This window comes from Streptomyces sp. NPDC008079 (genome assembly GCF_042957385.1).
Classification (GTDB): Bacteria; Actinomycetota; Actinomycetes; order Streptomycetales; family Streptomycetaceae; genus Actinacidiphila.
This window is the reverse complement of sequence record NZ_JBIBIC010000001.1, coordinates 759,999-786,994: the sequence shown is the minus strand read 5'-3', so window position 1 is coordinate 786,994 and position 26,996 is coordinate 759,999. Positions and strand designations below refer to the sequence as shown.

Sequence of the window (26,996 nt, the reverse complement as noted above, 5' to 3'; positions counted from 1 at the left end):
CTACCGCGCCGACTTCCGCGGCAGCCGGTCGAACAGCGTAATCCGCAGGCCGCCCGCGAAGTCCTTCGCGGTGCCCGCCTTGTACTCGGTCTGGAGGAATCTCCCCTCGTCGGCCGTCATCCCCGCGTACGGCGTGCGCGGCGCGGTGGCCACCAGCCAGATCCGCTGGACGTCCTTGGTGCACACCACGGGCGCGGAGCACGGCTGTCCGGTGTACGTACCGTCCCGCTGCGGCGACACCGTCACGTACACCGCGTCCGGCGGGTCGGCCACGGCGCGCAGTTGGTACGCGGTGCCCCGCATCGCCTTGTCCAGCTCACCGCTGTAGACGACCCCGTCGCCGCCGCGCGTCTGCGTCCGCAGCCAGGCCGACGCCGCCTGGTAGTCGGGGAGTCCGGGCCGCGGGTCGGTGCGCAGGCCGTTGAAGGCCGGCAGCGAGACCGCGGCCACGGCGACGGCGGCGACCGCGCCGAGCACGATCTGCCGGGTCGCCGCCCCGCCCTCCCTGCCCGGCAGCAGCTTGGCCAGACCGCACACCCCGGCGCCCGCGAGCAGCGCGACGGCGGGCACGGTGAAGACGAAGTACGACGGCGTGAACAGGTTGCCGTAAGAGCGCAGTCCGAACAGCGCGACCGGCGGCAGCACCGCCCACACCAGCAGCGGTACGCCGTTCCTGCGGCCGAGCAGCACCCCGAGCAGCGCGAGGCCGCCCACCGCGAGGGCGGCGTGCTGCGAGCCGATCAGCTCCTGCGGCAGCCGCAGCAGCGCGTGCACATCGGTGCCGCCCTGCGGGTCCTGGTGGTTCTGGCCGCGCGCCAGCATCAGCACCGCGAAGAGCGGCGCGACCGGCACTAGCGTCACCGCCAACCACGCCCCGGTGCGCTGGCGTTCGGTGGCCAGCGTGATCAGCAGATACGCCACCACGACCGTGGCCGCTACCGGGTGGAACAGCCCCGTGCACAGCATCCCGAACGCGTATCCGCCCCACCGGTCCGCGCCCACGTGGTCCAGCGCCCGGTACAGCAGCAGCGCCCCCGCCACCACCGACAGCGCCGCCAGCGCGAACGGCCGTGCCTCCTGAGCGAATCGCGTCGTCACCGGCAGCACCGCGAACACCAGCCCCGCGACCAGCCCGGTCGGCGCGTCGAACATCCGGCGGCCGAGCAGCGCCAGCAGTCCCGCCGTCACCGCCATCGCCACCACCGACGGCACCCGCAGCATCGCGGGCGAACTCCCGGCGACCGAGACCCAGATGTGCATCAGCACGTAGTACGGCGCCAGCACCACATCGGTGTTGTCCAGCAGCCGCCCCAGGTCCGACCACGACAGATGCGCCGCCCACCACGTCGCCGCCTCGTCCTCCCTGACCTGCGCCGCACCCACCCGGTACCCGCCCGCGACGAGCGTCACCAGCATCGGCGGCAGCATGATCGCGGCGCGGCCCATCCCGCGCCGCTTCTCCTCCTGGCGCCGCCGCGAGGCGCGCCCCCCCGAGGCGGGGCGTTCCCCGGTGCTGTCGTCCTGGATCTCCCACTCGCCCTGGCCGTGATGGGAGTTCCGCGGCTGCGGAATGATCGAGATGGGAATGGTGTCGGGGTGATCGGGGTGGGGATTCAGCACTTCCCGCTCGTTCATGGGGTGCTCCCGGAAGACGGGGAGGTGCCGGGTGAACCGCTCGGCGGCGCGCCCGGTGAAGGACCGGACGACGTCTTCGTCTGCCCGGTCGCCAGCCGCAGTGTGGCCAGACCGGCCTGGAACGCCTGCTGTTCGGCCTTGCTTGAGGTGAAGCGCCAGTTGGCGCGGGCGCCGGTGTCCCGGTCCTTCTGCATCCAGATGAAGCCGACGATGTCCGGATGGGCCTGGAGCCAGGGGAAGAAGGCCCGGACCCAGTTCAGTTGCTGCTTGTCGATCTGCGCGCCGGTCTCCATGATGATCAGCGGCTTGTCGGCGAAGGTCCGCACCTGTTTGATCGTCGCGCCGAAGGTGATCGCGGGGGTCTTCTCGCGCACGCCGTAGCCGGTCATGCCGATCCAGTCGACGTAGTCGTCGCCCGGGTAGTACGGCTGGAGTTTCACCTTCGGCTTCGGACGGATGATGTTCGGCGACCAGGTCCAGATCACATTGGTGGCCCCGGCCTTGTCGAACAGGTCGTGCACGTGCCGCCACGCCTGCACGTACTCGCCGGGCTTGTTGCCGTTCACCGCCTCCGACCAGGGGTACCAGCCGCCGTTCATCTCGTGCGCGAGGCGCAGCACCAGGGGCCACTTGGCGTCGGCGATGGCCGTGGCCGTACGGGTGATGTAGGCGTCGAACTTGCCGCTGATGATGTTGCCGAGCCGGAACTTGGGCTGATCGGTGTTCGTGTCGAGGATGACGCCGCCCGCCGGATTCTGCACCCCGCCCGCCCAGGGCTCCCAGGTCAGCACGGGGAGCGTGCCGTGCTCGTAGGCCGCCGTCATCGAGTACGGGTTGAACTCGTGCTCCCAGTCGAGGAAGAACGAGGCCATGGTCGGCCGGATGCCGCCGTCGTCGGTGGTGAACTCGTCCAGTTCCTTGGCGTCGTAGGGGGCCTTGACGGTGGCCGCGCCGAAGTAGATGCCGTCCGGCTTCATGAACTGCTGCTTGGTCGGCACGCTCGGGTCGCTCTTGCCCTTGAGCCGGTCCAGCAGCCCCGGGTTGCTCTTGCTGCCCCCGCCGAGACCGGAGTAGCCGGTGCCCTCCGCGTTGGAGACGACTGCCATGTAGACGCCGTAGGACAGCGCGGAGAGCAGGACCGCGTTGACGGCCATCCAGATCCGCAGCCGGATGCCCGTGCCGCGGCTCCACCAGTGCGACGGCTTCTTGCGCCGTCGCTTGGCCTCCGCCCGGCTGCCGGACCGGTTGGCGGCCGGCCCGTTGTGGCTAGACACTCATCATCACCGACCCCCCGAGCATGAGGCCGCCGATCACGTACGGCACCAGGACCAGGGCGCTGTGCGACTTCTCGCCCGCGAAGCTGTCGGCGCGGGTGCCCCAACTCGCGTTGTGCGCGCAGCGGAAGAAGCCGAGCAGGCGCACGGGGAGCAGCAGCAGGGTGTTGATCACCATGAAGGTGGGCAGGAAGAGCAGGTCCTGCGGCCGGTAGGCGAAGTGCCGCCCGAAGCGGAACATCAGCGAGAACAGCGACATCACGGCGGCCAGCGCGAGGAGCAGCACCAGGGCCTTGGTGGGGTCGCCGGGCAGCGGCAGGTCCTGGTAGATGGTGGGCCGGCCCCGGTGGAAGGCGGCGATCAGCCAGGAGGCGAAGGTGCCGAGCAGCACGAAGGGGACCGCGACGTCGGCGAAGTAGAACAGCGCGAGCATCTTCGCGTTGCGCAGCATCCACGGCATCATCCGCAGCGTGTTGTACTGCGAGCCGCGCGCCCAGCGGTACTGCTGCTTGGCCAGCTTCTTCAACTGGAGTGGGGCGTCGGTGTAGACGAGCGACGTGGACTGGTAGACGGTCTTGTACCCGGCCTTGAGCGTGTAGTTGGTGAGCGTGCGGTCGTCGCTCACCTCCAGGAAGACGCCGAGGAACTTCTCGCCGAGGAAGGCGTCCATGCAGTCGAAGAGGATGTGGCTGCGGAAGGCGATGGTGCGGCCGGGCAGGCAGCCGACGGTGCCGAGCACGCTCATCGCGGGCATCGCGTACTGGCAGCGCACGCTCTCCAGCCAGTCCGCCCAGCGGGTGAGCACGGTGCGGCTCGGCTGGAGGATGCGCTGACGGGTCGTCACCCCGCCGACCTGGGGGTCGCGGAAGGGCTTGACCAGTTCGCTGAGGGTGTTGGAGGTCCAGATGGTGTCGGAGTCGACGAGTACGGCGATCTCGCCGCTGGACTCGGCCAGGCCGACCTTGAGCGCGTTGCGCTTGCCGGGGACGGGGGTCCACCGCCAGAACACGCCGAGGTCGTCGCAGATGTGCTCAAGTGCCTCGTTGCGGCGGCCGTTGATGACCACGATGATCTCGGTCGGCCGCTGGTCGATGATCCGGCCGACGACCTCGCGGAAGAGGTCCTCGGGCTCGTCCACCACCGGAATGATCACGGACGTGGTGGTCTGGAACGGGCGCTTCCACGGCTTGTAGCGACGCGCGAGGACGACCTTGATCAGCCACAGCAACCAGATCAGCGCCATGAAGGCGGCGAAGGGGTACACCACCCCCTGGAGCCGCAACTCACGGATCTCCAGCAAGAACGCCAGCATGTCTTCCTTATCGCGCCGATTCCCCCGAGCCACATACAAGGCGGCGTGCCGCAGAGAGCGTAAGTGGTGACACGATTTTTATCATATGAACCTTAGCGTCCCTCACAGGATCACCTTGAGTAACGCCTCTGCCACGTACACAACGGCCCTGTCGCGTGAGCTGTGTTACACCCCGATGACAAGTCCGTTCCGCCCGGCGGCGAATTACCTGGACAAACGACCGGAGCGGTGAAATCCCGGTCACAGTCGTGTAGGTCCTGTGTCCATCGGACTGCTGTCACTGCCGTCCCGCCCGTGACTCACCCCGTCCCGACGCCGTTTCGCGCCTCCGCGTTTCCCCGTTTCGCGCCTCCCCGCCTCCCCGCCTCCGCGCCCGTGCGGTCATCCGGCCGTCGCACCGGTTCGGTGCGCGACTGCCCGGCGGACCCGGAGGCCCGGCTCGTGGAACCGGCCACGGCCGCACCGCCCGCACACCTAGAGACGACCATAGGTTCGTCTGATGAGATGCTTCCCGTGACGGTTCGCCGAGCAGAATGGCCGGGAATGAATGTGCTCACACGAGGGACGCGGCGGCGGCCCTTCCTGGTGAACGCCCTGGCAGGCGCGCTCGTGGGCGCCCTGCTGCTGCCGCTGGCCGCGTGCTCCTCCGGAGGCCAGGAGCGCATCGACGACTCCGGCAATCCCTCACAGTCCACGCCTTCCGGAACATCCGCCGCAGACCCCGTGACGCGCACCAAAACCCTGAGCAAGGCGGAGTATCTGCATCCGAAAGGCGTCTATTTCGGCGTCGCGACATTCCACGCGCCGGCATGGGCGACCACCGCGGCCGTGACCGTGGCGTCGGGGCGTCACCCGCGAATGCTGGAGTACTACCAGGGCTGGAACGAGGATTTCTCCGCCGCCGACGCCGAACTCAGTTACAAACAGGGCGCGGTGCCCTTGCTCACCTGGGAGCCGTTCGCCAAGTCACGGGCCGCCGACCAGCCGGAGTACTCGCTGAAGAAGATCGCGTCGGGGTCGTTCGACCCCTATGTGATCCGATTCGCGCGCCAGGTCAAAGCGGCGGGACAGCCGATCGCCCTGCGCTTCGCGCACGAGATGAACGGCGACTGGTACCCCTGGTCCGAGAAGAACAGCGGCAACTCGCGGGGCGACTACGTGAAGGCGTGGCGGCACATCCACGACCTCTTCCAGGCCGTGGGCGCGACCGAGGTGATCTGGGTCTGGAGCCCGAACGCGCTCCGCGGCGCCCGCGGCGTCCCGCTCAAGCCGCTCTACCCCGGCGACAGTTACGTCGACTGGATCGGTGTCGACGGCTACGGCTTCGGCGAGAAGACGGCCACCGAGGTGATCCAGCCCACGGTGGACGAGATCACGAAGTTCTCGCACAAGCCGATCCTGCTGAGCGAGACCGGCAGTTCACCGGGACCGCAGCAACCCGGCTGGACCGCCGACCTCTTCCGCTGGATCAAGCGGACGCCCAATGTGATCGGCTTCGTGTGGTTCCAGCACAGCGTGGACGAAGGCGGCCAGTACGACTACCGCTTCGACGTCAATCCGCAGACCAAGGCCGCATTCCGGAAGGGACTTGATTCCCTCACCCTGAGCCCGTGGCCGGTCACTCCCGATGCACCCCAATAAGGGGAGAAGACACCCCGCGTACATGTCTGACGCTATGATTCACCGAAATGAGTGACGGGAAAGGCGAACTCCTCCGGCCATGAGTACTCCCACGGGGCCCCCGGAAGATCCTCGCATACCGCACCAGAACGGTGCCGTACCGCAGGTCGACCAGCAGCAGACGCCACCTGCGCGGCAGACACCGCCCGTACAACCGGCGCAGCGGACGCAACCGGCGCGACCGGCACAACCGGGCTACGGCTTCCCCCCGACCCAGTTCTCGCAGCCGGTCCACCAGGGCTCTCCGTACGAGATCAGGCCCGGGGTTCCGCAGATCCCGCATCCGCAGCCGTATGTGCCCAACCCCAACGAGCCCGACTGGTCGGCGCTCGCGGACCAGCACGTGGCCGAGCAGCGGGCGCGCAAGAAGCGGATGCTGATCATCGCTGTCTCCGCCGTCGTGGTCCTCGCGCTGGCGGGCGGCGCCGCGCTGTTCCTGATGGGCGGGTCCAAGAAGGACGGCGACACCGTCGCCAAGGGCGACAAGGACAAGCAGACGACCGCGCCGGCCGTCCAGCCGAGCGATGTCGCCAGCGATTCGCCGAGCACGGAACCGACCGGATCGCCGAGCGGATCACCGACCGGATCACCGAGCGCCACCTCGACGCCCACGATGCAGGGCAAGGACCTCTTCTCCGACACGTCCACGCGGGTCAACGGCCAGACCTTCACGCGCAAGACCACCAGCCACGAAGCGCCGTGCTGGAAGGCCACCCGCAGCGGTCTCGGGCCGACGCTCGGGCCGAACAAGTGCGCCCAGGTCGTGCTCGCCACCTACACCTCGGCGAAGTCGTCGGTGACCGTCGGCGTGATGGTCTTCCCCAGCGCCAAGGAGGCGAACGCGGTGAACAGCGCCTTCAAGGGCGAACTGATCCCGCTCACCAACAAGTCGGGTATCCCGAACTTCTGCGAGAAGGTCGCGTGCGCGGTGACCCACGCCGTCCACGACCGCTACCTCTACACGACGATCGCCGGTCCCAACAACGGCACCGCGGGCGTCAAGGACGACGACGCTATCGCCGCCGGCCAGGGCATCGCCGGCTACACCCTGACCCGGCTGACCGAACTGGACTGACCCGCAGGGGTCGTTGACGCCACGCGACCGCGCCTTGTGAGCCCGTGACCCGTAACAGGGTCACGGGCTCACGTCGGTTCTTCGCCGATGCGGCGCAACAGGGCGAGGAGAGTGGCGCGTTCGGTGTCGTCGAGGGCGGAGAAGGCGGAGGAGAGGACGTCGTCGGCGATGCGGTGGCCGGCGGAGAGGAGGGCTTCGCCGGCGGGGGTGAGGTGGTGTTCGATGCGGCGGCCACGGCCGGGGCGGCGGTCGATGAGGTGGCGGTCGGCGAGGCGGGTGGCGAGGGTGCCGAAGGACTGCTCGGTCTGGAAGGTCGCGGCGGCGAGGTCGCGGGCCGAGGCGCCGGGGGTGCGGGCGACGGCGCGCAGGGCGTCCCACTGGGCGAGGGTGGTGCCGACGGTGGCCAGGCGACTGTCGAGGGCGCGGTGCTGGCGGTACTGCGCCTGCTTGACGGCTCGTCCGAGGAGTTGGAGTTCAACGGGCATGGGCACAGCCTAACACTCCGACTAAACTTGCTTATATAAATATCCTTAGTTACAGTCGACGGTATGACGACCCCATCGCAGCTCACCGTTGCCGAGACCGGCCCCACCGACGCGGGGACCGTTGCCGCCGCCCGCCCCGTACTGCTGCTGCACGGCGGCGGAGGCCCCTTCACCGTCGCGGGCCTCGGCGCCCACCTCGCCCGTACCGCGCGTGTCCTCACCCCGACCCTCCCCGGCTGGGACGGCACGCCCCGGCCCGAGGCGTACGACGGCGTGGACGACCTCGCCGTGGCGTACCTGGAGCTGCTTCGGGAGCGCGGGCTGCGTGACGTCCTGGTGATCGGCTCCTCGCTCGGCGGCTGGATCGCGGCCGAGATGGCGGTACGGGACGGCGCGGGCCTGATCACCGGGCTCGTCCTGATCGACGCGGCCGGAGTGCTGGTCGAGGGCGAGCCGATGACGGACTTCTTCGCGCTCGACGCGCGGGGCGTGGCCGAGCACTCCTTCCACGACCCCGACCGCTTCTTCGTGGACCCCGCCGCCCTCCCGGCCGGTCAACTGGCCGCGCGCCAGGCGAACATGGCCACCATGCGGATCATCGCGGGCGACCCGTACATGCACACCCCCGGCCTGCGCGAACGGCTCGCCGACGTCCGCGTCCCGACCCTCGTCCTCTGGGGCGAGAGCGACCGCGTCTTCACCCCGGGGTACGGGGCCGCGTACGCCGCCGCCTTCGCCGACGCGCGCTTCGAGGTCGTCCCGAAGGCGGGCCACCTCCCGCAGATCGAGCAGCCGGAGGCGACCTTCGCGGCGATCGACGCCTACCGCGCCCGCTAGGCCCCGGCACCCGGCAGAAGAACCGCCCAGGGGCCGCGCCCCAAGAACCACCGGCGCCCCCCCCGGCAGAGGAACCGTCCTCGCGGCGCGGGGGAGGGTCACTCGTCCACGACGACGACCCGCAGAAGCGAGAGGCGGGCCTCGTCCGCGAGGACGTGAATTTCGGCGACGCGCCCGGATGGGCTGACGGTGAGGGCGAAGACGGCGCGGGCCCGGCCGTCGTGGATCCAGGCGAGCTGGGGGACCCCGTCGACGAGGACGCGGCGAGCCCCCTTGGCCCGGGTGAGGAAGGTGGTGGCGACGGCGGCGGCGCCGCGGACGGAGGTGGCGCCGGACAGGGCGGCGGCGGGATCGGCCCGGAGCACGACATCGGGGTCGAGGAGTTCGAGGAGCGCCTCGAAGTCCCCGCCGCGGGAGGCCGCGAGGAAGGCGTCGACCACGGCGCGGCGCCGTACCGCGGAGCGCTCCTCGTCGACGACGGCGACCCCCTGCACCCGGCGCCGGGCGCGACTGGCGAGCTGACGGGTGGCGGCGGGCGAGCGCTCCACGATCGGCGCGATCTCGTCGAAGGGAACGGCGAACATGTCGTGCAGGACGAAGGCGAGCCGTTCCGCGGGACCGAGCGTGTCGAGGACGACGAGCAGGGCGAGCCCGACCGAATCGGCGAGCAGCGCCTGCTGCTCGGGGTCGGTGTCCTCGGCCGCGGCGGCGCGCGTGACCGGGCCTCCCGAGGGCGTCTCCAGCGGCTCCTCGCGGCGGCTGCCGCGCGAGCGCAGCATGCTCAGCGACACCCGGGCCACCACCGTGGTCAGCCACCCGGCGAGGTTGTCGACCTCGTCGGCGTCGATCCGGCTCAGCCGCAGCCAGGTCTCCTGCACCGCGTCGTCCGCCTCGCCGGTGGAGCCGAGCACCCGGTACGCCACCGCGCGCAACCGGCCGCGCTGCTCCTCGAAACGCGCCGCCAGGAACTCGTACTCGTCCATCGGGCCACCCACCTCCGTCACCTCGTCGTCGTGGCAGTGACCCGCCGGACGGGCCCGATGTGACACCTGGCGGTACCGCCACGCACCGTACAGACGCTTTTACTGGGCGGAACGGCCCCCTGCCGTCACCCGGAAGAGTGGTCTCGGTGCCCGTACGGAGGACGGGACCAATCCGGATGAGCCGCCGCCACGAACCTGTCGCAGGAGTGCCCTCACAAGAGCGGGCACCGTGAGAGATGGGGCGTGATGGGCGTAGAGCGCATCGACACCCGGCTGCTCGAAGAACTGACGGAGCAGTCACAAGACCTGAACAGTGACGCCTTGCGGATCACCGCGAGCGCGCTGGACGACTTCCGCGCGGCGGCACAGCCCGCGCCGGCGTCCTCGCGCCGCTGGTGGCACCGCGGCGGAGCGGTCGCCGGAGTGGCGGGCGCCGCCGCTCTGCTGCACACCTCGCGGGTCGCCGCGGCCTCCTCCAGCGACGACATCATGGCGCTGCAGACGGCGGCGTCGATCGAGAACCTGGCGATCAGCGTCTACCAGACGGCCGCGGGACTGCCGTTCATCAAGGACGGCAACAAGACGATCGCGGCGTTCATCGCCAAGACGACCACGCAGCACCAGGCGCACGCGAAGGCGTTCAACTCCGCCGCCACCCAGGCGGGCGGCAAGGCGCAGGACCAGCCGGACCCGAAGTACGCGGCCGTGGTCAAGCAGGCGCTGCCGTCGATCAAGACCCCCGCGGACGTCGTGAAGCTGGCGATCACGCTGGAGGACGTCGCGGCCCAGACGTACACGAAGAACGTCAGCCAGGTCAGCAACGGCGACCTGCGCAAGCTCTTCGCCTCCGTCGCGCCCGTCGAGGCCCAGCACCGCGCGACGCTGCTGGCCGTACAGGCGCTGCTCGCCGGGAACATGGGCGACCTGATCGCCATCCCGACGGACGTCGCCAAGCTGCCCGCCGCGGCAGGCAGCGTCGGCTTCCCCAACGCCTTCTACCCGACCAAGAACGCTTCACCGATCTCTGAGGGGGCCGTGAAGTGACCACCGCACGCGACGGCTGGGAGCTGCAGATCAGCGAGCGCGAGCTCGCCCGTCTCACCCAGGACATGGAAGAGGCCCACCGCGACACGCTGCCCGCGATGCGTGCGGCGGCCGCGGACCTCGCAGCGGAACAGCGCGACAAGGCACAAAGCGACCGGCGCGGCGGGGTGGCCGACGCCTCCCGGCGGCGTTTCCTGCTCGGCGCCGGCGGGGTGGCGGCGGCGTTCGCGCTCGCGGCGTGCTCCAGCAGCGACAAGAAGACCTCCGCGGACTCCGCGACCGGTGCGCCCGGCGGCTCGCCGACCGCCTCGGCGTCGGCGTCCGGGAGCAGCCAGTACACCGGTGACCTGAAGGTCGTCGCGCTGGCGACGGCGCTGGAGAACCAGGCCGTCGGCGCCTACAAGGCGACGCTGGAGGCGGCCAAGGCGGGCAAGCTCGGTACGGTGCCGCCGGCCGTCGCCACCTTCGTGACGACCGCGATGGCTCAGCACGCGGACCACGCGAAGGCGTGGAACGCGGTACTCACGGGTGCGGGCAAGCCCGCCATCACCAATGTGCCGCTGTCCAACCAGGCCGCCACCCTCAAGGCGCTCGGCGAGGCGAAGACCTACGGCGCCGTCGCCAAGCTGGCCCTGCAACTGGAGGACCAGGCCGCGCAGACGTATCTCTTCGCGACCTACAACGTCACCAGCCCCGCCGGGATCGCGACCGCCGCCACCATCGCGCCGGTCGAGGCGCAGCACGCCGCGATCCTCAACTTCGTCCTGGGCCAGTACCCGGTCCCCGACGACTTCCTGCCCGTGGACAAGGCGGCCAGCCCGACCCTGCTCACCGTCTGACCCCACCTGTACGGGACGGCCCGCACCCCCACACGGGCCGTCCCGTGCCTCGCCCGAATTCCGAAGGGAAAAGCCCGAGTTGATCGTCACCCGGCTCCACGCACGCACCGCTCCCGTCCCCGTACGCGTGCCTTCGCGCGTCCCCGTACGCGTACGCCGTGCGCCGTTGCTGGCCGCCGCCTGCGCCGCGCTGGCCCTGACCGGTTGCTCCAGCTCGGGTTCGAGCGGCGGTAGCGGTACGAGTACGTCGGCGGCTGCCACGTCGGCGTCCTCGTCCGCGTCGAGTTCCGCGTCGAGTTCCGCGTCGGCCTCCAGCGGCGGTGGCGCGGACACCATCGTCATCCAGAACTTCGCCTTCACGCCCGCGTCGCTGACGGTCGCGGCCGGCGCCACCGTGACGGTCACCAACAAGGACTCGACGGCGCACACGGTCACCTCGGTCAAGAGCGGCCAGTTCAACACCAACGACATCGCGCCGGGCAAGACGGTGACCTTCAAGGCCCCCTCGGCCAAGGGCACGTACGACTACATCTGCACGATCCACCAGTTCATGAAGGGCACGCTCACCGTGAACTGACGCGCCGTCGGATCACCGCGCGTTCCGCTCCCCCCACCGTGGCCGTACGACCGGTACGCGCCGTACGAGGAAACGAGGATCCGTCATGCCGTCAGCCGGGGTCAGCTCCACCGGCCGAGCGCTCGACCTGGCGGCACGCCTCGTCGCCGCCGCCGGGCTCGCCGTGGACGCCTATGTGCACGCCAAGCTCGCCGACCAGTACGACGCGGTGTCCGCCGACATCAGCCAGGGCACCCTCTTCCGGATCGAGGCGGGCATGGCGTCGTTCGCGGCCCTGCTCATCCTGGTCTGGCGCCGCCCGCTCAGCGCCGCCCTGGCCTGGCTGGTCGCCGCGGGCGGCCTCTTCGCCCTGATGCTCTACCGCTATGTGAACGTCGGCGCGCACGGCCCGTTCCCCAACATGTACGAGCCGGTCTGGTTCTACGACAAGAAGCTCGCCGTGTGGTCCCAGATCGTCACGATCGTCATGGCGACCGGCCTGCTCGTCCACTGGTACGTCACCCGCGTCACCCGCCGCCGTGACGCGTCCACGCTGCGCTAGGAACACCTCTCAACGACGAACTGCCCGATCCGGCCGGTGCGGCCGGGTCGGGCAGTTCGCTGTGCGGTGCGGTGGAGCAGATCAGCCGTGGGGGGCGGATCAGCCGTTGTGCACGCCGTTGCCGGACAGGACCGGGATCTGGTCCAGGATGTGCGAGGCGGGCTCGTCACCCTTGATCTGGCTGCTGTTCTCGGCGCACTGCTGGTTCTGCGGGGAGGCCAGGACGTTGATGTCCTGGACCGTGACCGGCACGAGGCCCACGAGGGAGCCGACGTTGGCCTTGACCGGGACGCCGAGGCAGGGCTTGTTCAGGGTGCCCTGGACGAGGCCGATCTGCGGGCTCTGGGTGCCGCCGGTGTGGGTGTTGCCGTAGCTCTGCTCGGCGCCGTTGCCGTTCACCGTGGTCGTGCCCTGGTCGTCGCCGAGGGCCATGGCCTGCGGGGCGGCGGTGACGCCGACAGCAACAACCGAGGCGGCGAGCGCAGCGCCGGCCAGCATCTTCTTGATCATCTGAAATCCCTTTTTGGTGCTCGATTGCACGGTTCTGGAGCGATCTGATCAACCGCTCACGTGGGGTTTGGTTCCGGCGATTCACTCCGATGGCGGAGTGCTGCCGCGAGGATGGCCGAAGCCGACGCGCGGCAGGTGGGGGAGCCGGGGCCGGGTCAGCGGCCGAGCGGGAGTCCGCCCAGCAGCGAGGCACCGGGCACCGCACCGGTCACGGTGGAGGTGGCGGCATCCTTGGTGGCGGAGGTGGCCTGGCCGAGGAGCGCGTCGGTCGAGGTCTCACCGCGCAGGCGGTCGGCGGCGGCGCTGACCGTCCGGAGCGCGGAGTCGACCTTGAGGCCGTCACTGAGCTGCTGCAGCGGCTGCTCGTTCAGGGCCTGCTCGACACCGCCGTTGATGCTGGTGGGCATCGTGGCCGCGGTGGGCATCTCGGGCGCCGTCATACCGTCGGCGAAGGCAGGCGCGGCGACGCCGACCGCCATCATCGATCCGGCCACGACTGCTGCGACCTTCGAGTACTTCATTGCCACCCTTTCAGTGCCGGTGTCTGTCGGCATGGTCAACGACCGCGGATAGCAACGGAAACGAGGAGTAAACCGGCCTCTCGACAATCACCCGAACGTGAGAGCCGCCTCGCCCAATTCTCGTATTAATTCCGTTGCCCAGGGTTACGAATACGTGCGGCGAATACGGGCCATGGAGGCCGCGTGGGCGCCCGACGCGGCGTGCGCGCCGTGGGCGGCGGCGTGCGCGACCCGCGGTCCGCGCCCGCGGCGGTAGAGCATGGCGCCGCCGAGCAGCAGCGCGGCGCTGGTCGCCCCGGCCGCCCCGAACTCGCCGCCGGCGACGCCGGTCTCGGCGAGCGACCGCTGGTCAACCCCGTCCAGGACGGCGGGGACCGCGTGGTTCGGCTCGGGAGCCGGCGGAAGCCTCCGGACGTCGACCGTCGGATCGGTGTGCACCGAACTGGTGTCGGTGCCGGTGACCGCGTGCGCGCCCGTGCCGTCGTTGTCGCAGGAATTCCCGGACACCGCATTCAGCAGCGCCAAGGGGTCCACGGTGTTTCCGCACACATTGAGCGGAACGTCGACCGGAATTTGCACCGAGTTCCCTGAGGCCACGCCCGCGGAGCCCTGGGTGCCCGACGAATGGGCGGAGGAGGGGGCGCCGGAAGCGGTGTGGTGGTGGGAATGCGATTCGTTGGAGCAGTGGTTGCCCAGCGCGGCGTTGTCGGCTCCCACGACGTTCACGCTGTTCCCGCACGCGTTCAGCGGGACGTCGACCGGTGCCTCGACGCTGTTGCCCGACAGCAGGCCGGGTGAGTTGGACGCACCGCCCTGCGCGTCGGAATCCGCGTTCGCGTACCCCCCGGTGGCCGCGAGGATGCTGCTGGCGGCGGCGACGGTGAGCAGGCTCCGGCTCAAGATGTGTCGCATCGACTTCTTTTCTCCGCTCGGTTCTTCGGCTGCGCCGAATACGTCCCGCGGCCGTCCCGTGCCCATCCCGTAAGACGGACCGCCCCGGAGCGCGACGCACACGCTCCGGGGCGGTCCGGGATCAGAACCTGACGGCCTGACAGGACGACGTCACTTCACTTCGTCACTTGTTGACGCAGGTGTTGCCGAACGCGGGGTTCAGCAGACCGATGACGTTGACGGTGTTGCCGCACACGTTCACGGGGATGTGAATCGGCACCTGGATGCTGTTGCCGGACAGGACGCCCGGGGAGTGCGAGGTGATGCCACTGGCGTCGGAGTCGGCGAACGCGGGGGCCGCGACACCCACAGCCATGAGCGTTCCGGCAGCGACCGCCGCGACCTTCGAGTACTTCACGTTGAGCTCCCTTTCCGGAGCGGTGTCTGGCACCAGCACGTCCTTCGTACGGGCCGGACACAGGAAATCCGCGTCCGTGAACACCACTACCGACCGGGCTAACGACGGGTGCCGACCGTAAGCAACTCCCCAGCGTGCGGCGCCTTCCATCATCCACTCGAATGGCTCGGCTTTTTCCGCCCGGAGCAGAATCCCGGCGCGGAAAACGCGTACGGCCCCGGCCGTCGACGGAAAGTCGACGGCCGGGGCCGTACGGAGCCAGGAGAATGGCTCAGTGGTTGGCGGCACCGTTGCCGGACAGCACCGGGATGTTGTCCAGGATGTGCGACAGCGGCTCGTCGCCCTTGGCCTGGGTGGAGTTCTCGGTGCACTGCTGGTTCTGCGGCGACGACAGGACGTTGATGTCCTGGACGGTGACCGGCACGACGCCGACCAGCGAGCCGACGTTGCCCTTGAGCGGCAGCGCGAGGCAGGGCTTGTTGAGCGAGCCCTGGACCAGCGCGAACGACGGGCTCATGTAACCGCTGGTGTACGTGTTGCCGTAGCTCTGCTCGGAACCGTTGCCGTTGGCGGTGGTGGTTCCGTGGTCGTCACCGATGGCCATCGCGGAGGGGGCCACCGACGCCGAGACGCCCGCGATGGAGACGGCGACGGCGGCCGTGGCGAGGAACTTCTTGATCACGGTTGGTCCTTCTTGGGTGAGATTGCCCTGTACATGGGTCTACATGGGTCGCACTGACCAACCGGCTCCCAGGCGATTAGTAATGATGTTTCACCCGAATGGATAGAACCCCCGGAGGCCGGGCGCCAGGGCGTATCGGAAGGGTGACGGCGGTGACGTGGGTTGACGTCTCGTCAACACCGGTCATGTGATCGTCATAAGACATTCGTCCTGCTCGGCGGGCCGCGCGCCTTACGTGAATCGTGCGCCGAGGTCTGCGACCGTGCATTCCTGTTTCACGAGGATTACCTGACAGGCACGGGATTCGTTGACTCCACGCAGCCCGCTCGAACGCGCGGGCGCGCACATGACACGCAGCAAACCCATCGGCTTCTCCTCGGCCCCGGTCGGTCCACCGGAGACGGTCACGGAGATGGTCACGGACAGAGAGACGGCGCGCGATGCCGCAACACCAGTACGAACTCGCCGGGCTGACGGTGCTCCATGTGACCCAGCCCGTCGAGGGCGGAGTCGCCCGCGTCGTCACGGACCTGGTCCGGGCCCAGCTCGACGGCGGTACGCGCGCGGTGGTGGCCTGTCCGCCGCACGGCGCGCTCCCCGAAGCCGTCACGGCGGCCGGCGGCCACGTCGTACGGTGGCCGGCCGGCCGCTCGCCGGGGCCCGGCCTGCCGCGCGAGGTCCGTACCGTCGCCCGGCTGATCCGTGCCGTCCGCCCCGACCTGCTGCACGTCCACAGCGCCAAGGCCGGGCTCGCGGTACGGCTGGCCGTACGCGGCGGCCTGCCGACCGTCTTCCAGCCGCACGCCTGGTCGTTCGACGCCGTCACGGGACCGACCGCGCGGGCCGCGCTGCGCTGGGAGCGGTACGCCGCCCGCTGGGCCGACCGGGTGCTGTGCGTCAGCGACGCGGAGCGGCGCGCGGGACAGGACGCGGGGGTACGGGGTACGTGGGCGGTCGTGCCGAACGGCGTGGATCTCACGCACTTCACGCCCACCGCGGACGTCGGTTCGGCGCGGGCCGCGCTGCCCGCGCTGTCGGACCTCGGGCCCGACACCCCGCTGGTCGTGTGCGTCGGCAGGCTCTGCACGCAGAAGGGCCAGGACGTGCTGCTCAGGGCGTGGCCCCGGGTCAGCGAGCGGCTGCCGGAAGCCCGTCTCGTGCTCGTCGGCGAAGGCCCGGCGCTGCGGCCGCTGCTGCGGGACGCGCCGCCCGGTGTGCTGTTCGCCGGGAGCACCGTGGACACCGCGCCCTGGTACCGCGCGGCCGACGTCGTCGTCCTGCCGTCCCGCTGGGAGGGGATGGCGCTCGCGCCCCTGGAGGCGATGGCCTGCGGACGGCCGGTCGTCCAGACCGACGTCAGCGGCGCCCGCGAGAGCGTGCCGCCCGCCGACGCCGCCGGTTCCGTCGTCCCGGTCGAGGACGAACGCGCCCTCGCCGACGCCTTGCTGAGGCTCCTCACCGATCCGGTACGGCGCGCCGACGCCGGTCGCCGCGCGCTCGCGCACGTCCGCGAACGGCACGACGTACGAAGAACCGCTGCCGCCGTCGCCGACCTCTACCGCGACGTCCTCGCGCTGCCCCAGCCGGGCCGCCCCACCGAGAGGGTCACCCGATGACGTGGGAGAGCGCGCGCGTGCCGCCGCCCACCCCCACCGGCCGCCCCCTCCCCTCAGGAGGCCGCCCCGCCGACCGCGCACCCGCGCCAGGGGGCCGTACGCCCGACCGCGAACCCACGTCGGGAAGCCGCGCACCCGCACCCGGGGCCCGTACGGCCGACCGCGAACCCGCTTCCGGAGGCGGTACGGCCGACCGCGCGCCCGCGTCGGGAAGCCGCCCCGCCGACCGCGCACCCGCACCCACACCCGGGGCCCGTACGGCCGACCGTGCACCCGCACCCGCGGCCCGTACGGCCGACCGTGCGCCCGCGAGCGGGGGCCGTGGCGAGCGCGTGCTGGGCGTCGTCGGCCAGGCTGCGGAGAACACCACGGCGACGCCCGGCCAGGGCGGTGACCGCGCCCAAGGGGGCGGCCCCGAACCGGCGCCCGCGCGCGCCGCCGACCGCAGGCTCAGCTTCGCGCTCGCCCCGGCCTCCGACACCGCGTCCAGCACGCCCCCGAGGTGGGGCGGCGACCGCAGCCTCCGCTTCACCCTCGGCCCACGCCCCGAGTCCACGACCCCCGCGACTGCCACCCGCACCCCGGAACGCCCCCGCGCCGTCACGCGCGGCCAGGAGCCGGAAGCCGCTGCGGGCCCGGCGCCCGGGCGGGCCGTCGACCGGGGGGTCGGTGTCGCGCTGGACACGGGGCCCGGGACCGGCTCAGCCGGGCGGGGCAACGGGCAGGCGGCTGAGGCGTCCTCGGCCGGGCGGGTGCTCGGGGTGGTCGTGGGGCAGGGCGGTGACGGCGGAGGGCGGGCTCCCGTGTTGGCGTCGCGGCAGACGCCCGCGTCGGCACCGCGGCAGACGCCCGCGACGGTGTCCCGACCGCGGCACCGGGCGTTTCGGCAGCGGGTGGCGGGGCCGCTGGTGGCCGCGGACTGCGCGGCGGCGCTGATGGGCGCGTTCGCGGTGCGGGCGGATGTGGGGCCGCTGCTGCTGGCGCCGCTGCTCGGGTGCCTGGTCCCGGCGCTGCGCAGGGCGCGGCTGTACCGGCCGGGGTTCGCGCCGACGGCGTCGGACGAGGTGCCGGCGCTGGCGCTGTGCGCGACGCTGGCGTGGGGCCTGGTGGCCGTGACGGCCGCGGCGACCGCGCCCGAAAGCGCCCTCGGATGGAGCGAGTTGCTGACGGCGCTCGTGCTGACCGTGCTCGGCCAATGGGTGCTGCGCGGGGTCGTGCACGGCGCGCGGCGCCGGTACGCGCGGCTGCACCCCGGATCGACGCTGATCGTGGGCGGCGACGGGTCCGTACGCGAGGTCGCCGCCGTGCTGCACGCGCATCCCGAGTACGGGATGCACCCGGTGGGCATCGCGGCCACCGGCCAGGTGCCGGGGCAGGAGCAGGGCCCGGGGCCCGGACACGGCACCGCGCCCGACGACTTCCCCCTGCCGGTGCTGACCGGCCACGGCGACATCACGCGCGCGGTGATCCAGAACTCGGTGCGGTACGCGGTCGTCGCGGGACCGCAGCCGCTCGACGCGCGTACGACCGCGACGGTACGGCTGCTGGCCGCGCAGGGCGCCTGCGTCTGGCAGGTCACCGCGGGTCCCGGCCCCGGCGACGGCCAGGCGGCCCCCGGCCACCTGTGGGGCTTCGCGTGCCGCCGCCTCGACCCGTATCCGCCCGCGCCGCCCGGCCGTTGGGGCAAGCGCGCCCTCGACATCGTGCTCGCCTCGGCCGCCCTGCTGGCGCTCGCGCCGGTCCTCGCGGGCTGCGGCCTCGCGGTACGGCTGACCGACGGCCCCGGTGTGCTGTTCCGGCAGGAGCGCATCGGCCTGGGCGGACGCCCGTTCACGCTCCTGAAGTTCCGTACGCTGCGGCCGGCCGACCCCGGCGAGTCCGCGACACGCTGGAGCATCGCGCACGACCGCCGGGTGAGCCCGGTCGGCCGACTGCTGCGGCGCACCTCGCTCGACGAGCTGCCGCAGTTCTGGAACGTGCTGCGCGGCGACATGAGCCTGGTCGGACCGCGCCCCGAACGCCCGTACTTCGTCGAGCAGTTCAGCCAGACCCACCCCGGCTACCAGGACCGGCACCGGATGCCGGTCGGCATCACCGGGCTCGCCCAGGTGCACGGGCTGCGCGGCGACACCTCGATCGCCGACCGCGCGCGGTTCGACAACCACTACATCGACAGCTGGTCGCTCTGGCAGGACGTCAGAATCCTCGCCCGCACGGCGACTTCGCTCTTCCGGTTCGGTGGGAGCTGAATCATGGCCACGATCGCCACGCCCGTGCCCGCGCGAAACACGGCGCCCGCGCACAGAGCCGAACGCGCCCCTCGTATCCCCCCGGGCCTCGCCCGATACCGCTGGCTGGCACCGCTGTTGCCCGCCCTGGCGACCGTGCTGCTGCTCGCGGCGCCGGTCAGCACGGGCGACGTCAGCACCTCGGGCAAGGTCACCCCTGCCGACGCCGCCTCCGCCGTACTCATCCTGACCGTCGCCGTACGGCTGCTGCGCGACCGGGCACGGCCGCTGACCGCGACCGCCGCGGTGGTGCTGGGCGCGCCCGTCGTCGGCTTCGCGCTGTCCGCGATGACCTCGGTCGACCCGGCGGCCGGGCTCGCCGGATTCCTGCGCTACGCCCAGGTGTTCGTGCTGGTGCCGGCCTCGCTGGTGCTGCTGCTGCGCGACCGGCGGGACTTCGCGGTGGTGGCGGGAGCCGTCGTCGCGGTCGCCCTCGTCCAGGGCGCGATCGGCGTGTGGCAGTACGCGACCGCGACCGGCGCCTCCTACATGGGCGAGGACATCAGGGCGGTCGGCACCTTCGGCCCCTCGGACATCATGGGGATGGCGACGGTCGTCGCGTACGGCCTGGTCATCGCCACCGGCTGCGCGCTCGTACCGGCCGCGGCGGGCGCGCCCCGCTGGCTGCGCCCCGCCGCGCTGGCCTGCGCGGCGGCGCTGCTCGTACCGCTGGCGGTGTCCTTCAGCCGCGGTACGTGGATCGCCACGGCCGTCACGTGCGCGGCGATGATCGTGCTGTCGGGGCGGCGTCAGGCGCTGCGCGTCTTCGGCGTACTGACCGCCTCCGCCGTGCTGTTGGTCGGCGGGCTCGGCGTGGGCTCGCAGATGATCGGGCAGCGGGTCAGCAGCATCACGCAGGTCACCGCGGACCCGGACCCCTCGGTCACCGACCGGTACACGCTGTGGGCCGCCGCCGTCAGCATGTGGCGCCAGCACCCGGCGACCGGCGTCGGCCTCAAGCGCTTCCCCGACGAGCGCGACGGGCACGCCTCGCTCGCGCTGTCGTCGGGCAGCGACACGGCGGGGGCCGGGCAGCGCTTCACCCGTGAACCGCTGCTGTCGCCGCACAACATGTATCTGCTCGCGCTCAGCGAGCAGGGTCTGATCGGCTTCGCTCTCCTCGTCGGCGGCTGGGCCGCCTTCCTCACCCGCGGCACCGACCGTCTGCTGCGCGCCCGCCGCGCGGGCAACCGCGCACCGGGCGCCGCCGCGAGCGGGCTCGCCGCCGTCGGGCTGCTGATCTGGCAGTGCGTCGACTTCCTCTACGCGGACATCGGCGGGCCCTCCACCGTGCTGACCGCGGTGCTGCTCGGCCTGACGGCCTGGTGGGCGCTGTCGCCCGCGGCGGACGCCGCTGCCGGTGCTGACCTCGGCGCCGACGCCACGGACGGCCGCCGCCGATGACCGCGAGTGCGGCGACCGCCGCCCACGAGGACGACGCGCCGACCGGCCGTACGCTCCGAGCCCCGGACCCGGCTCCTGGCGACGGCAACGGCAACGGCAACGGCAACGGAAGCGGCACCGGCACCGGAAGCGGCACCAGAAGCGGCGTCGACACCGGCGTCGAATCCGGCCCGAGCTCCGGCTCCGGGGACGACCGGGGGTCGAAGGGCCTCGCGCGGGCCGCCCTGGTCACCGCCGTGCTGTCGGTGGCCGGTTCCGTGCTGGGGCTGGTGCGCGACCAGGCCATCGCCCACCTCTTCGGAGCCGGGGCGGCCAGCGACGCGTTCCTCGTGTCGTGGACGGTCCCGGAGCTGGCGGCGACCGTCCTGATCGAGGACGCGATGGCGCTGCTGCTCGTACCGGCCTTCGCCGCCGCCCTCAGCAGGCGGGCGGACGGAAGGGCGGCCGACGGGCGGGCGGGGCGGACGGGCGATCCCGTACGGGCCCTGCTGGCCGCCACTCTGCCGCGGCTGACGCTGCTGCTGGCCGCCGTCGGAGCCGCCATCGCGGTGGCCGCGCCCCTCGTGGTCGACGTGCTCGCGCCCGGACTGACCGACCACAGCCTCGCGGTGGACTGCACGCGGCTGACCGCCGTGACGGTCTTCACCTTCGGCCTCGCCGGGTACCTGAGCGCCGCGCTGCGCGCGCACCGCCGCTTCCTGCCGCCCGCCGCGATCTACGTGGCGTACAACGTCGGCATCATCGGCACGCTGTTCGCGCTGCACGCCCGCTGGGGCGCGCGGGCCGCAGCGGCCGGTGTCGCGGTCGGCGGCCTGCTGATGGTGCTCATCCAACTGCCCGCGTTTCTGGCCGAGTTGCGCACCGGGCGGCAGACCGTACCGGCGAAGACCGCGGCCATTCCCGAACAGCCGCAGCGCGAGGGACAGTTGAGGAACGCGGGCCGGTCCGGGCCCGAAGCGCCGTCCCTGGCACGCGAATCCGCCCCGGCAGGCGGCCGAGCGAACGCCGGAGCCCGCTCCCACCGGGCCCCCCGCGTCCGGACCGGCCCCCAACTCCCCACGCGGCCCAAGGCGTCCCGGCTCGGCCTCGCCCTGGTCGCGCCCGTCATCTTCTTCACCGTCAGCCGCCAGGCCCAGGTGCTGATCGAGCGGTTCTTCGCCGCGCCCCTGCCGTCGGGCGCGATCTCGCACCTCAACTACGCGCAGAAAGTGGCGCAGATGCCGATGGTGCTGTCGGTGATGATCTGCACGGTCACCTTCCCCGTCGTCTCGCAGGCGCTCGCCCGCGGCGACCGGGAGCGGGCCAGACGGCAGGTGCAGCGCGACCTGACGGTGGTGTGCGTCGTGGTGCTGCTCGGCACCGCCTTCATCATCGGCTGCGCCCCGCAGATCATCCAGGTGCTCTTCCAGCGCGGCGCGTTCGACGCCTCCGACACCGCGGCGACGGCCGCCGTGATGCGGGTGTACGCGCTCGGGCTGCTCGGCCAGAGCCTGGTGGGCGCGCTCATCAGGCCGTACTTCTCGGCCGCCCGGCCGACCTGGTACCCGGCCGCCGCCATGTCCGCGGGCCTGCTCGTCACGATCGGCGCCGACGCGGCGACGGTCGGCGCGTGGGGCGCGTACGGCATCGCGGCGGGCAACGCCGCCGGGATCACCGTGACCGCCGGACTGCTGGTCCGCGGCCTCGCGGCGCACACCATCGCGATCGGCGCACGCCAACTCCTCACCGGCGTAGGCCGGATCACGCTTGCCGCGGCGGTGGCCACCGTCGCCGGCTGGGGCCTCGGATCCCTGATCCCCGATCCGCTGGCCGCGACGGCGGTGTGCTGCATCGCCGTGCCCGTCACCTTCGCCGCGGCGGCCGCCGCGGTGCGGGTGCCGGAGGTTCCGCACCTGCTCGCCACAGCGAAACGAAGGCTGTCCCATGCCTAGTTCGAACGCCATGCCCGGCTCCGCGCCGGAATCCGTCCTCCGATCCGTACGCAGGCCGTCCCCCGGCCCGGCCCCCGAATCCGCGCCCGTGTCCCCCAGCGGACCGGCCTCGGTACGCACCACCGCGCGGACGACCGCGTTCCGCCCGTCGCCCGTGCGCGTCTCCGGCGCCCGCTCCGGCTCAGGACCCGTCCCAGGTCCCCGGCCCGACAGCGCCGCCGACCGCGCCCGCGCGCACAGCGCCGCGCGCAGCCGCAGGCGGCAGGCCGCGCTGCCGTGGACGCTGATGTACCACTCGGTGGGCGACTGCCGGGACGACCCGTATCTGGTGACCGTCTCGCCCGAAAGGCTCGGCCGCCAACTGGAGTGGCTGCGCCGCAGGGGCCTGACCGGCGTCGGCGTCGGCGAGTTGATGCGCGCCCACGCGGCCGGACGCGCGAGCCGCATGGTCGGGCTGACCTTCGACGACGGCTACGCCGACTTCCTGGAGTACGCCGTCCCGCTGCTGCTCCGGTACGGCCACACCGCGACGGTCTTCGTGCTGCCCGGCAGGCTCGGCGGCGTCAACGCCTGGGACGAACAGGGCCCGCGCAAGCCGCTGTTGACCGCCGACGGCATCCGCGCGGCGGCGGCGGCCGGGATGGAGGTCGGCTCGCACGGCCTGCTGCACCTGGACCTCACCGCGGTCGACGAGGACGAGCTGACCGTCGAACTCACCGAGAGCCGCGAGCTGTTGCGGGAGATCACCGGCCACGAGCCCGACGGCTTCTGCTACCCGTACGGCGCGACCGACGCCCGCACGGTGGCCGCCGCCCGCAGCGCCGGTTACCGCTACGCGTGCTCGGTCGACCCCGGCCCGCTCGCCGGGACGTTCGCGCTGCCGCGCGCGTACGTCGGCCAACGGGACGCGGCGGGACGGCTGAACGCCAAGCGGCTGCTGCACAAGCTGCGGACGGCGACGGCCGCCGGAGGGCCGCCCGCCGCACCCGCGCCGACGCCCGTGCCGGGAGACGGGATCAGCGTCCTGCCCGGCGTGCGGGACGGCGGGCAGTCAGGCGGGCGGGACGGCGGGCAGGCCAGCGTTCGGGACGGCGGGCAGGCCAGCGGGCGGTCCGGCCGGGGGACGGCCGCTCCGGAGGAGCCCAGGTGAGGGTCCTGCACGTCATCACCGGTCTGGGCATCGGCGGAGCGGAGCAGCAACTGCGGCTGCTCGTACGCCACCTGCCCGCCTCCTGCGAGAGCGAGGTGATCACCCTCACCAACCCCGGCCCGGTCGCGGACGCGCTGCGCGCCGACGGCGTACGCGTCACGCACCTGGGCATGACCGGCAACCGCGACCTGTCCGCGCTGCCCCGGCTCACCCGGCAGATCAGGGCGGGCCGGTACGACGTCGTGCACACCCACCTCTACCGCGCCTGCGTCTACGGCCGCCTCGCCGCGCGGCTGGCCGGGGTGCGTACGGTCGTGGCCACCGAGCACTCGCTCGGCGACTCCCAGATCGAGGGCCGCCCGCTCACCCGTGGCACCCGCGCGCTGTACCGGGCCACCGAACGGCTGGGCGTGGCCACCGTCGCCGTCTCCGCGACGGTCGCGCGCAGGCTGCGCGAGTGGGGCGTGCCCGACCCGCGTATCCACCTGGTGCCCAACGGCATCGACCCGGCCCGCTTCCGTTTCGACCCGGCGGTGCGCGCCGCCGCGCGGGCCCAACTCGGTCTGCCCGAGCGGGCGTTCGTCGTCGGCGGGGTCGGCAGGCTCGTACCTGGCAAGAACTTCGACACCGTCATCCGCGCGCTGGCCGGTGTCCCGGACGCCCATCTCCTCGTCGCGGGCACCGGGCCCGAGCACGACGCCCTGCTGCGGCTGGCCCGTTCGACCGGCGTCGCGCCGCGCGTGCATCTGGTGGGCGCGGCGGGCGGGGAGGACGGCAGCGGTGTCATGCCCGACATGCCCGCGCTGCTGGCCGCGATGGACGTCTTCGTGTCCGCGTCGCGCGAGGAGTCCTTCGGGCTCGCCATGGTCGAGGCGCTGGCGGCCGGGCTGCCGGTGCTGCACACCGCGTGCCCCGCGATCGAGGACCTGCCGCCGGACAGCGCGCCCGGCGCCCGCCGGATCGGCACCGGCCCGCGGGACCTCGTCTCCGCGCTCCACGCCCAACAGGGCGCGGGCGTACGGCGGTTGCCGGTGCCCGCCGCCGTCGACAGCTACCACATCGCCCACACCGCCGACCGCGTGATGCGGCTGTACGCAACGGCAACCACATCCGCATCCGCATCCGGCGTGGGGCCGGGACAGAAGAAATGAGACCGCTCATGCAGGACACCGCAGTGCAGGAGAAGGCCGCGATCCGCGACGAGGGCCGCGCCCCCGCGGGCAGGCAGGGGCGCGGGCGCCGCGCTTCGTGGCGGACGCCGCCGCGCTGGCTGCCGCTGCCCCTGTGCCTGGGCATCGGCCTCGCGGGCGGCCTCGGTTACGGCCTGACGGCGGCCCCGCAGTACGCCGCCACCAGCTACGTCATCGTGGTGCCGCAGCACGGCGATGCGACGACCACCACCGGTTTCGCGCAGGCGTACGGGCGGGTCGTCACCGGTTCCGCGGTGCTCGCGGGAGCGCAGGCCGCGTCCGGGATGGCGGTGGACGACCTCAAGGGCAGCGTGCAGGCCGCGACCTCGCCCGACGCGCCGATGATCTCGATCACGGGGACGGCCCGGCGCGGGGCGACCGCCGCGAAGGTCGCCAACGCCGTGGCCGATTCGCTTGCCGCGACCGGCAACCGCAACGCCGGCAGCACCGGCGTCCGCCTGCTGGTCTTCTCCCCCGCCACCGCCCCCACCTCTCCCTCCTCGCCCTCCACCGCCCTGTCCGCGGCGGTCGGCGCGAGCGCGGGCGGCCTCCTCGGCGCCCTCTTCCTCCTGGTCCGCCCCCGCTCCCGCCGCGAGCCCGCCTACGGCGCCTCCCTCCCGGCCCCCACCCCGGGCCACGCCCCGACAGCGATCCCCAGGGAATCCGTATGACCACCCCCGCCGCCCACCCCCGACCCACGCCCGAGACACCCCCGAAGCCCCCGCCCGCCCCCGGGCCTGCGACGACCCCGATGGCTGCGCCCACGCCAGCGCAGGCACCGCGAGCGACCACCGGCAGCACGGGCGGCAACGCGGCCGGACGCGTATCCGAGCCACGCACTGCCCCCGGCGCCGACATCGGCGCACCGGACGGGCGCGAGACCCCGCCCGCGTCGGCGCGGGCACGGCGGGCAGTCGCCGATCGCGCGGACCGGGGCGGGGCTCCGGACGGGGACGGGGGCGGGCTCAGGGTGGAGGTGTGCCGGGACGGCGAGGCGTTCGGGGGGATGGCCGCGCAGTGGGGGCGGTTGTACGGGCGGTGCGGGGCGGCGACGCCGTTCCAGAGTCACGCGTGGCTGTATTCGTGGTGGCTGTCGTACGGCAGGCGCGGGCGGCTGCGGGTCGTGGTGGTGCGGCGGGGCGAGGAGCTGGTCGCGGCGGCGCCGTTGATGGTGACGTACCGGCCGGTGCCGGTGCTGGTGGCGCTCGGCGGGGCGATCACGGACTACGCGGACGTGCTGGTGGACGACGCGGATCCGGCGTACGCGGCGGCGTTGACCGGGGCGCTGCGGCGGTTGGCGCGGACGGCGGTGATCGACCTGCGCGAGGTACGGCCGGGCGCGGCGGCCGAGCGGGTGTACGGCGCGTGGCGCGGCCCGCGCAAGGACCTGGAGGACTCGGTCTGCCTGGAGCTGCCTGGCCTGCCGATGGACGGCCTGATCGCGAGGGTCGGCAGCTCGCGCGGCCAGCGCATCCGCTCGCAGTTGCGCAAGCTGGACGCGGCGGGCGTCGAGGAACGCGCGGTGCCCGCGCACGAGGTGGCGCCCGCCGTCGAGACGATGCTGCGGCTGCACCTGCTCCAGTGGCAGGGCCGAGGGGTCACCCCCGAGCACGTACGCCCGCGCTTCGCCGAGCACCTGACCCGCGCCGCGCGGCTGATGGTGGCGAACGGCGACGCGGCGGTCACCGAGTTCAGCCTCGGCGGCGAGGTGGTGGCCGCGAATCTCACCGTGCTCTGCCCGAGCCTGGCGGGCGGCTATCTCTACGGCGCCCACCCGGACCTGCGCACCACCAAGGTCGACGTCACGACGCTGCTGATGCGGCACGGCGTCCGGCAGACCCAGGACGGCGGCCGGGCCGCCCTCAGCCTGCTGCGCGGTGCGGAGCCGCACAAATTCCACTGGCGCCCCGACCACCTCGCCAACCGCCGCCTGCTGCTGACCACCCGCCCGCTGGCCGTCGTCCTCCACAGCCGCGTCGCCCTGGCCGCCGCGCGCACGCGCCTGGCCGCGACCGCCAAGCGCCGCCTGCCGGTGCTGCGCGCCTGGCGGGCCGGGCTGAACGACCGGCTCGCCAGGCGCGGCGGAAAGGCTCACGGCGCCTGAGCCGCCCTG

At 72.5% G+C, this 26,996-nt stretch carries 24 protein-coding genes and 1 pseudogene; 15 read left to right on the top strand and 10 right to left on the bottom strand.

What is annotated here, in order from left to right; translation table 11 throughout:
* Genes ACFZAM_RS03450 through ACFZAM_RS03440 form a run of 3 tightly spaced genes read right to left on the bottom strand, consistent with a single transcriptional unit; the run spans nucleotide 1 to nucleotide 4,221 of the window.
* Entirely contained in the window at nucleotides 1-1,635 is a 1,635-nt protein-coding gene (locus tag ACFZAM_RS03450) for a glycosyltransferase family 39 protein (RefSeq protein WP_391042353.1), read from the bottom strand.
* Nucleotides 1,632-2,909, bottom strand: a complete 1,278-nt coding sequence (locus ACFZAM_RS03445) for a glycosyl hydrolase (protein WP_391042351.1) — start codon at nucleotides 2,907-2,909, stop codon at nucleotides 1,632-1,634. The genes ACFZAM_RS03450 and ACFZAM_RS03445 overlap by 4 nt, the downstream gene beginning before the upstream one ends.
* Nucleotides 2,902-4,221, bottom strand: coding sequence for a glycosyltransferase (locus tag ACFZAM_RS03440; protein ID WP_391042350.1), 1,320 nt, complete (start codon nucleotides 4,219-4,221; stop codon nucleotides 2,902-2,904). The genes ACFZAM_RS03445 and ACFZAM_RS03440 overlap by 8 nt, the downstream gene beginning before the upstream one ends.
* A 543-nt stretch (nucleotides 4,222-4,764) precedes the next feature.
* Here ACFZAM_RS03440 and ACFZAM_RS03435 point away from each other — a divergent pair.
* Both ACFZAM_RS03435 and ACFZAM_RS03430 read left to right on the top strand, forming a co-directional pair.
* Nucleotides 4,765-5,862: a glycosyl hydrolase gene (locus ACFZAM_RS03435; protein ID WP_391042348.1), complete on the top strand. Its 1,098-nt coding sequence runs from the start codon at nucleotides 4,765-4,767 to the stop codon at nucleotides 5,860-5,862.
* Nucleotides 5,863-5,941: 79 nt separating this feature from the next.
* The gene (locus ACFZAM_RS03430) at nucleotides 5,942-6,976 is read left to right on the top strand and encodes a hypothetical protein (RefSeq protein WP_391042347.1); all 1,035 of its coding nucleotides are present in this window, start codon (nucleotides 5,942-5,944) and stop codon (nucleotides 6,974-6,976) included.
* A gap of 68 nt (nucleotides 6,977-7,044) precedes the next feature.
* Here the strand turns inward: ACFZAM_RS03430 and ACFZAM_RS03425 are convergent, their stop codons facing one another.
* The gene (locus ACFZAM_RS03425; protein ID WP_355336490.1) at nucleotides 7,045-7,461 is read right to left on the bottom strand and encodes a MarR family winged helix-turn-helix transcriptional regulator; all 417 of its coding nucleotides are present in this window, start codon (nucleotides 7,459-7,461) and stop codon (nucleotides 7,045-7,047) included.
* A 63-nt stretch (nucleotides 7,462-7,524) separates the two neighbouring features.
* On the opposite strand from ACFZAM_RS03425, the gene ACFZAM_RS03420 reads away from it, so the two are divergent.
* Nucleotides 7,525-8,298 carry an alpha/beta fold hydrolase gene (locus ACFZAM_RS03420; RefSeq protein WP_391042345.1) on the top strand — a complete coding sequence of 258 codons (774 nt, stop codon included), beginning with the start codon at nucleotides 7,525-7,527 and terminating at the stop codon, nucleotides 8,296-8,298.
* Nucleotides 8,299-8,396: 98 nt separating this feature from the next.
* On the opposite strand, the gene ACFZAM_RS03415 is transcribed toward ACFZAM_RS03420, so the two are convergent.
* On the bottom strand, nucleotides 8,397-9,281 hold the full coding sequence (locus tag ACFZAM_RS03415; protein WP_391042343.1) for a sigma-70 family RNA polymerase sigma factor: 885 nt from the start codon (nucleotides 9,279-9,281) through the stop codon (nucleotides 8,397-8,399).
* Nucleotides 9,282-9,527: 246 nt separating this feature from the next.
* On the opposite strand from ACFZAM_RS03415, the gene ACFZAM_RS03410 reads away from it, so the two are divergent.
* The 4 genes from ACFZAM_RS03410 to ACFZAM_RS03395 all read left to right on the top strand — a co-directional run bounded on the left by ACFZAM_RS03410 (nucleotide 9,528) and on the right by ACFZAM_RS03395 (nucleotide 12,282).
* Nucleotides 9,528-10,325, top strand: a complete 798-nt coding sequence (locus tag ACFZAM_RS03410; protein ID WP_355336493.1) for a ferritin-like domain-containing protein — start codon at nucleotides 9,528-9,530, stop codon at nucleotides 10,323-10,325.
* Complete coding sequence (locus ACFZAM_RS03405) at nucleotides 10,322-11,164, top strand: ferritin-like domain-containing protein (protein ID WP_355336494.1); 843 nt, start codon at nucleotides 10,322-10,324, stop codon at nucleotides 11,162-11,164. Before ACFZAM_RS03410 ends, ACFZAM_RS03405 begins: the two co-directional genes overlap by 4 nt.
* Nucleotides 11,165-11,291: 127 nt before the next feature.
* Complete coding sequence (locus tag ACFZAM_RS03400; protein WP_355336495.1) at nucleotides 11,292-11,741, top strand: cupredoxin domain-containing protein; 450 nt, start codon at nucleotides 11,292-11,294, stop codon at nucleotides 11,739-11,741.
* Between the two features lie 85 nt (nucleotides 11,742-11,826).
* Entirely contained in the window at nucleotides 11,827-12,282 is a 456-nt protein-coding gene (locus tag ACFZAM_RS03395; protein ID WP_391042341.1) for a hypothetical protein, read from the top strand.
* A gap of 99 nt (nucleotides 12,283-12,381) precedes the next feature.
* Here ACFZAM_RS03395 and ACFZAM_RS03390 read toward each other — a convergent pair whose 3' ends face one another.
* The 5 genes from ACFZAM_RS03390 to ACFZAM_RS03370 form a co-directional block, all read right to left on the bottom strand.
* Nucleotides 12,382-12,792, bottom strand: coding sequence for a rodlin (locus ACFZAM_RS03390; protein WP_355336497.1), 411 nt, complete (start codon nucleotides 12,790-12,792; stop codon nucleotides 12,382-12,384).
* A gap of 155 nt (nucleotides 12,793-12,947) precedes the next feature.
* Nucleotides 12,948-13,313: a hypothetical protein gene (locus ACFZAM_RS03385; RefSeq protein WP_355336498.1), complete on the bottom strand. Its 366-nt coding sequence runs from the start codon at nucleotides 13,311-13,313 to the stop codon at nucleotides 12,948-12,950.
* 144 nt (nucleotides 13,314-13,457) lie between these two features.
* Complete coding sequence (locus tag ACFZAM_RS03380; RefSeq protein WP_391042339.1) at nucleotides 13,458-14,225, bottom strand: chaplin family protein; 768 nt, start codon at nucleotides 14,223-14,225, stop codon at nucleotides 13,458-13,460.
* Nucleotides 14,226-14,388: 163 nt separating this feature from the next.
* Nucleotides 14,389-14,622, bottom strand: a complete 234-nt coding sequence (locus tag ACFZAM_RS03375; RefSeq protein WP_355336751.1) for a chaplin — start codon at nucleotides 14,620-14,622, stop codon at nucleotides 14,389-14,391.
* A gap of 271 nt (nucleotides 14,623-14,893) precedes the next feature.
* A complete protein-coding gene (locus ACFZAM_RS03370) occupies nucleotides 14,894-15,304 on the bottom strand; it encodes a rodlin (RefSeq protein ID WP_355336500.1) in 411 nt (136 codons plus the stop codon).
* Nucleotides 15,305-15,744: 440 nt separating this feature from the next.
* Here ACFZAM_RS03370 and ACFZAM_RS03365 point away from each other — a divergent pair, with 440 nt between their 5' ends.
* The 8 genes and pseudogenes from ACFZAM_RS03365 (at nucleotide 15,745) to ACFZAM_RS03330 (ending at nucleotide 26,987) form a co-directional block, all read left to right on the top strand.
* Nucleotides 15,745-16,920, top strand: coding sequence for a glycosyltransferase (locus ACFZAM_RS03365; RefSeq protein ID WP_391042336.1), 1,176 nt, complete (start codon nucleotides 15,745-15,747; stop codon nucleotides 16,918-16,920).
* Between the two features lie 332 nt (nucleotides 16,921-17,252).
* On the top strand, nucleotides 17,253-19,169 hold the full coding sequence (locus ACFZAM_RS03360; RefSeq protein WP_391042335.1) for an exopolysaccharide biosynthesis polyprenyl glycosylphosphotransferase: 1,917 nt from the start codon (nucleotides 17,253-17,255) through the stop codon (nucleotides 19,167-19,169).
* A gap of 3 nt (nucleotides 19,170-19,172) precedes the next feature.
* The gene (locus ACFZAM_RS03355; RefSeq protein ID WP_391042333.1) at nucleotides 19,173-20,612 is read left to right on the top strand and encodes an O-antigen ligase family protein; all 1,440 of its coding nucleotides are present in this window, start codon (nucleotides 19,173-19,175) and stop codon (nucleotides 20,610-20,612) included.
* Nucleotides 20,609-22,543 carry a lipid II flippase MurJ gene (gene murJ / locus ACFZAM_RS03350; protein WP_391042331.1) on the top strand — a complete coding sequence of 645 codons (1,935 nt, stop codon included), beginning with the start codon at nucleotides 20,609-20,611 and terminating at the stop codon, nucleotides 22,541-22,543. The genes ACFZAM_RS03355 and murJ overlap by 4 nt, the downstream gene beginning before the upstream one ends.
* Before the next feature lie 286 nt (nucleotides 22,544-22,829).
* A pseudogene (locus ACFZAM_RS03345) lies at nucleotides 22,830-23,513 on the top strand (polysaccharide deacetylase family protein); the annotation flags it as partial.
* 176 nt (nucleotides 23,514-23,689) lie between these two features.
* Nucleotides 23,690-24,844, top strand: a complete 1,155-nt coding sequence (locus ACFZAM_RS03340; RefSeq protein WP_391042329.1) for a glycosyltransferase — start codon at nucleotides 23,690-23,692, stop codon at nucleotides 24,842-24,844.
* A gap of 8 nt (nucleotides 24,845-24,852) precedes the next feature.
* The gene (locus ACFZAM_RS03335; protein ID WP_355336506.1) at nucleotides 24,853-25,554 is read left to right on the top strand and encodes a lipopolysaccharide biosynthesis protein; all 702 of its coding nucleotides are present in this window, start codon (nucleotides 24,853-24,855) and stop codon (nucleotides 25,552-25,554) included.
* A gap of 335 nt (nucleotides 25,555-25,889) precedes the next feature.
* The gene (locus tag ACFZAM_RS03330; RefSeq protein WP_391042328.1) at nucleotides 25,890-26,987 is read left to right on the top strand and encodes a GNAT family N-acetyltransferase; all 1,098 of its coding nucleotides are present in this window, start codon (nucleotides 25,890-25,892) and stop codon (nucleotides 26,985-26,987) included.
* The last annotated feature ends 9 nt before the right edge of the window (nucleotides 26,988-26,996 follow it).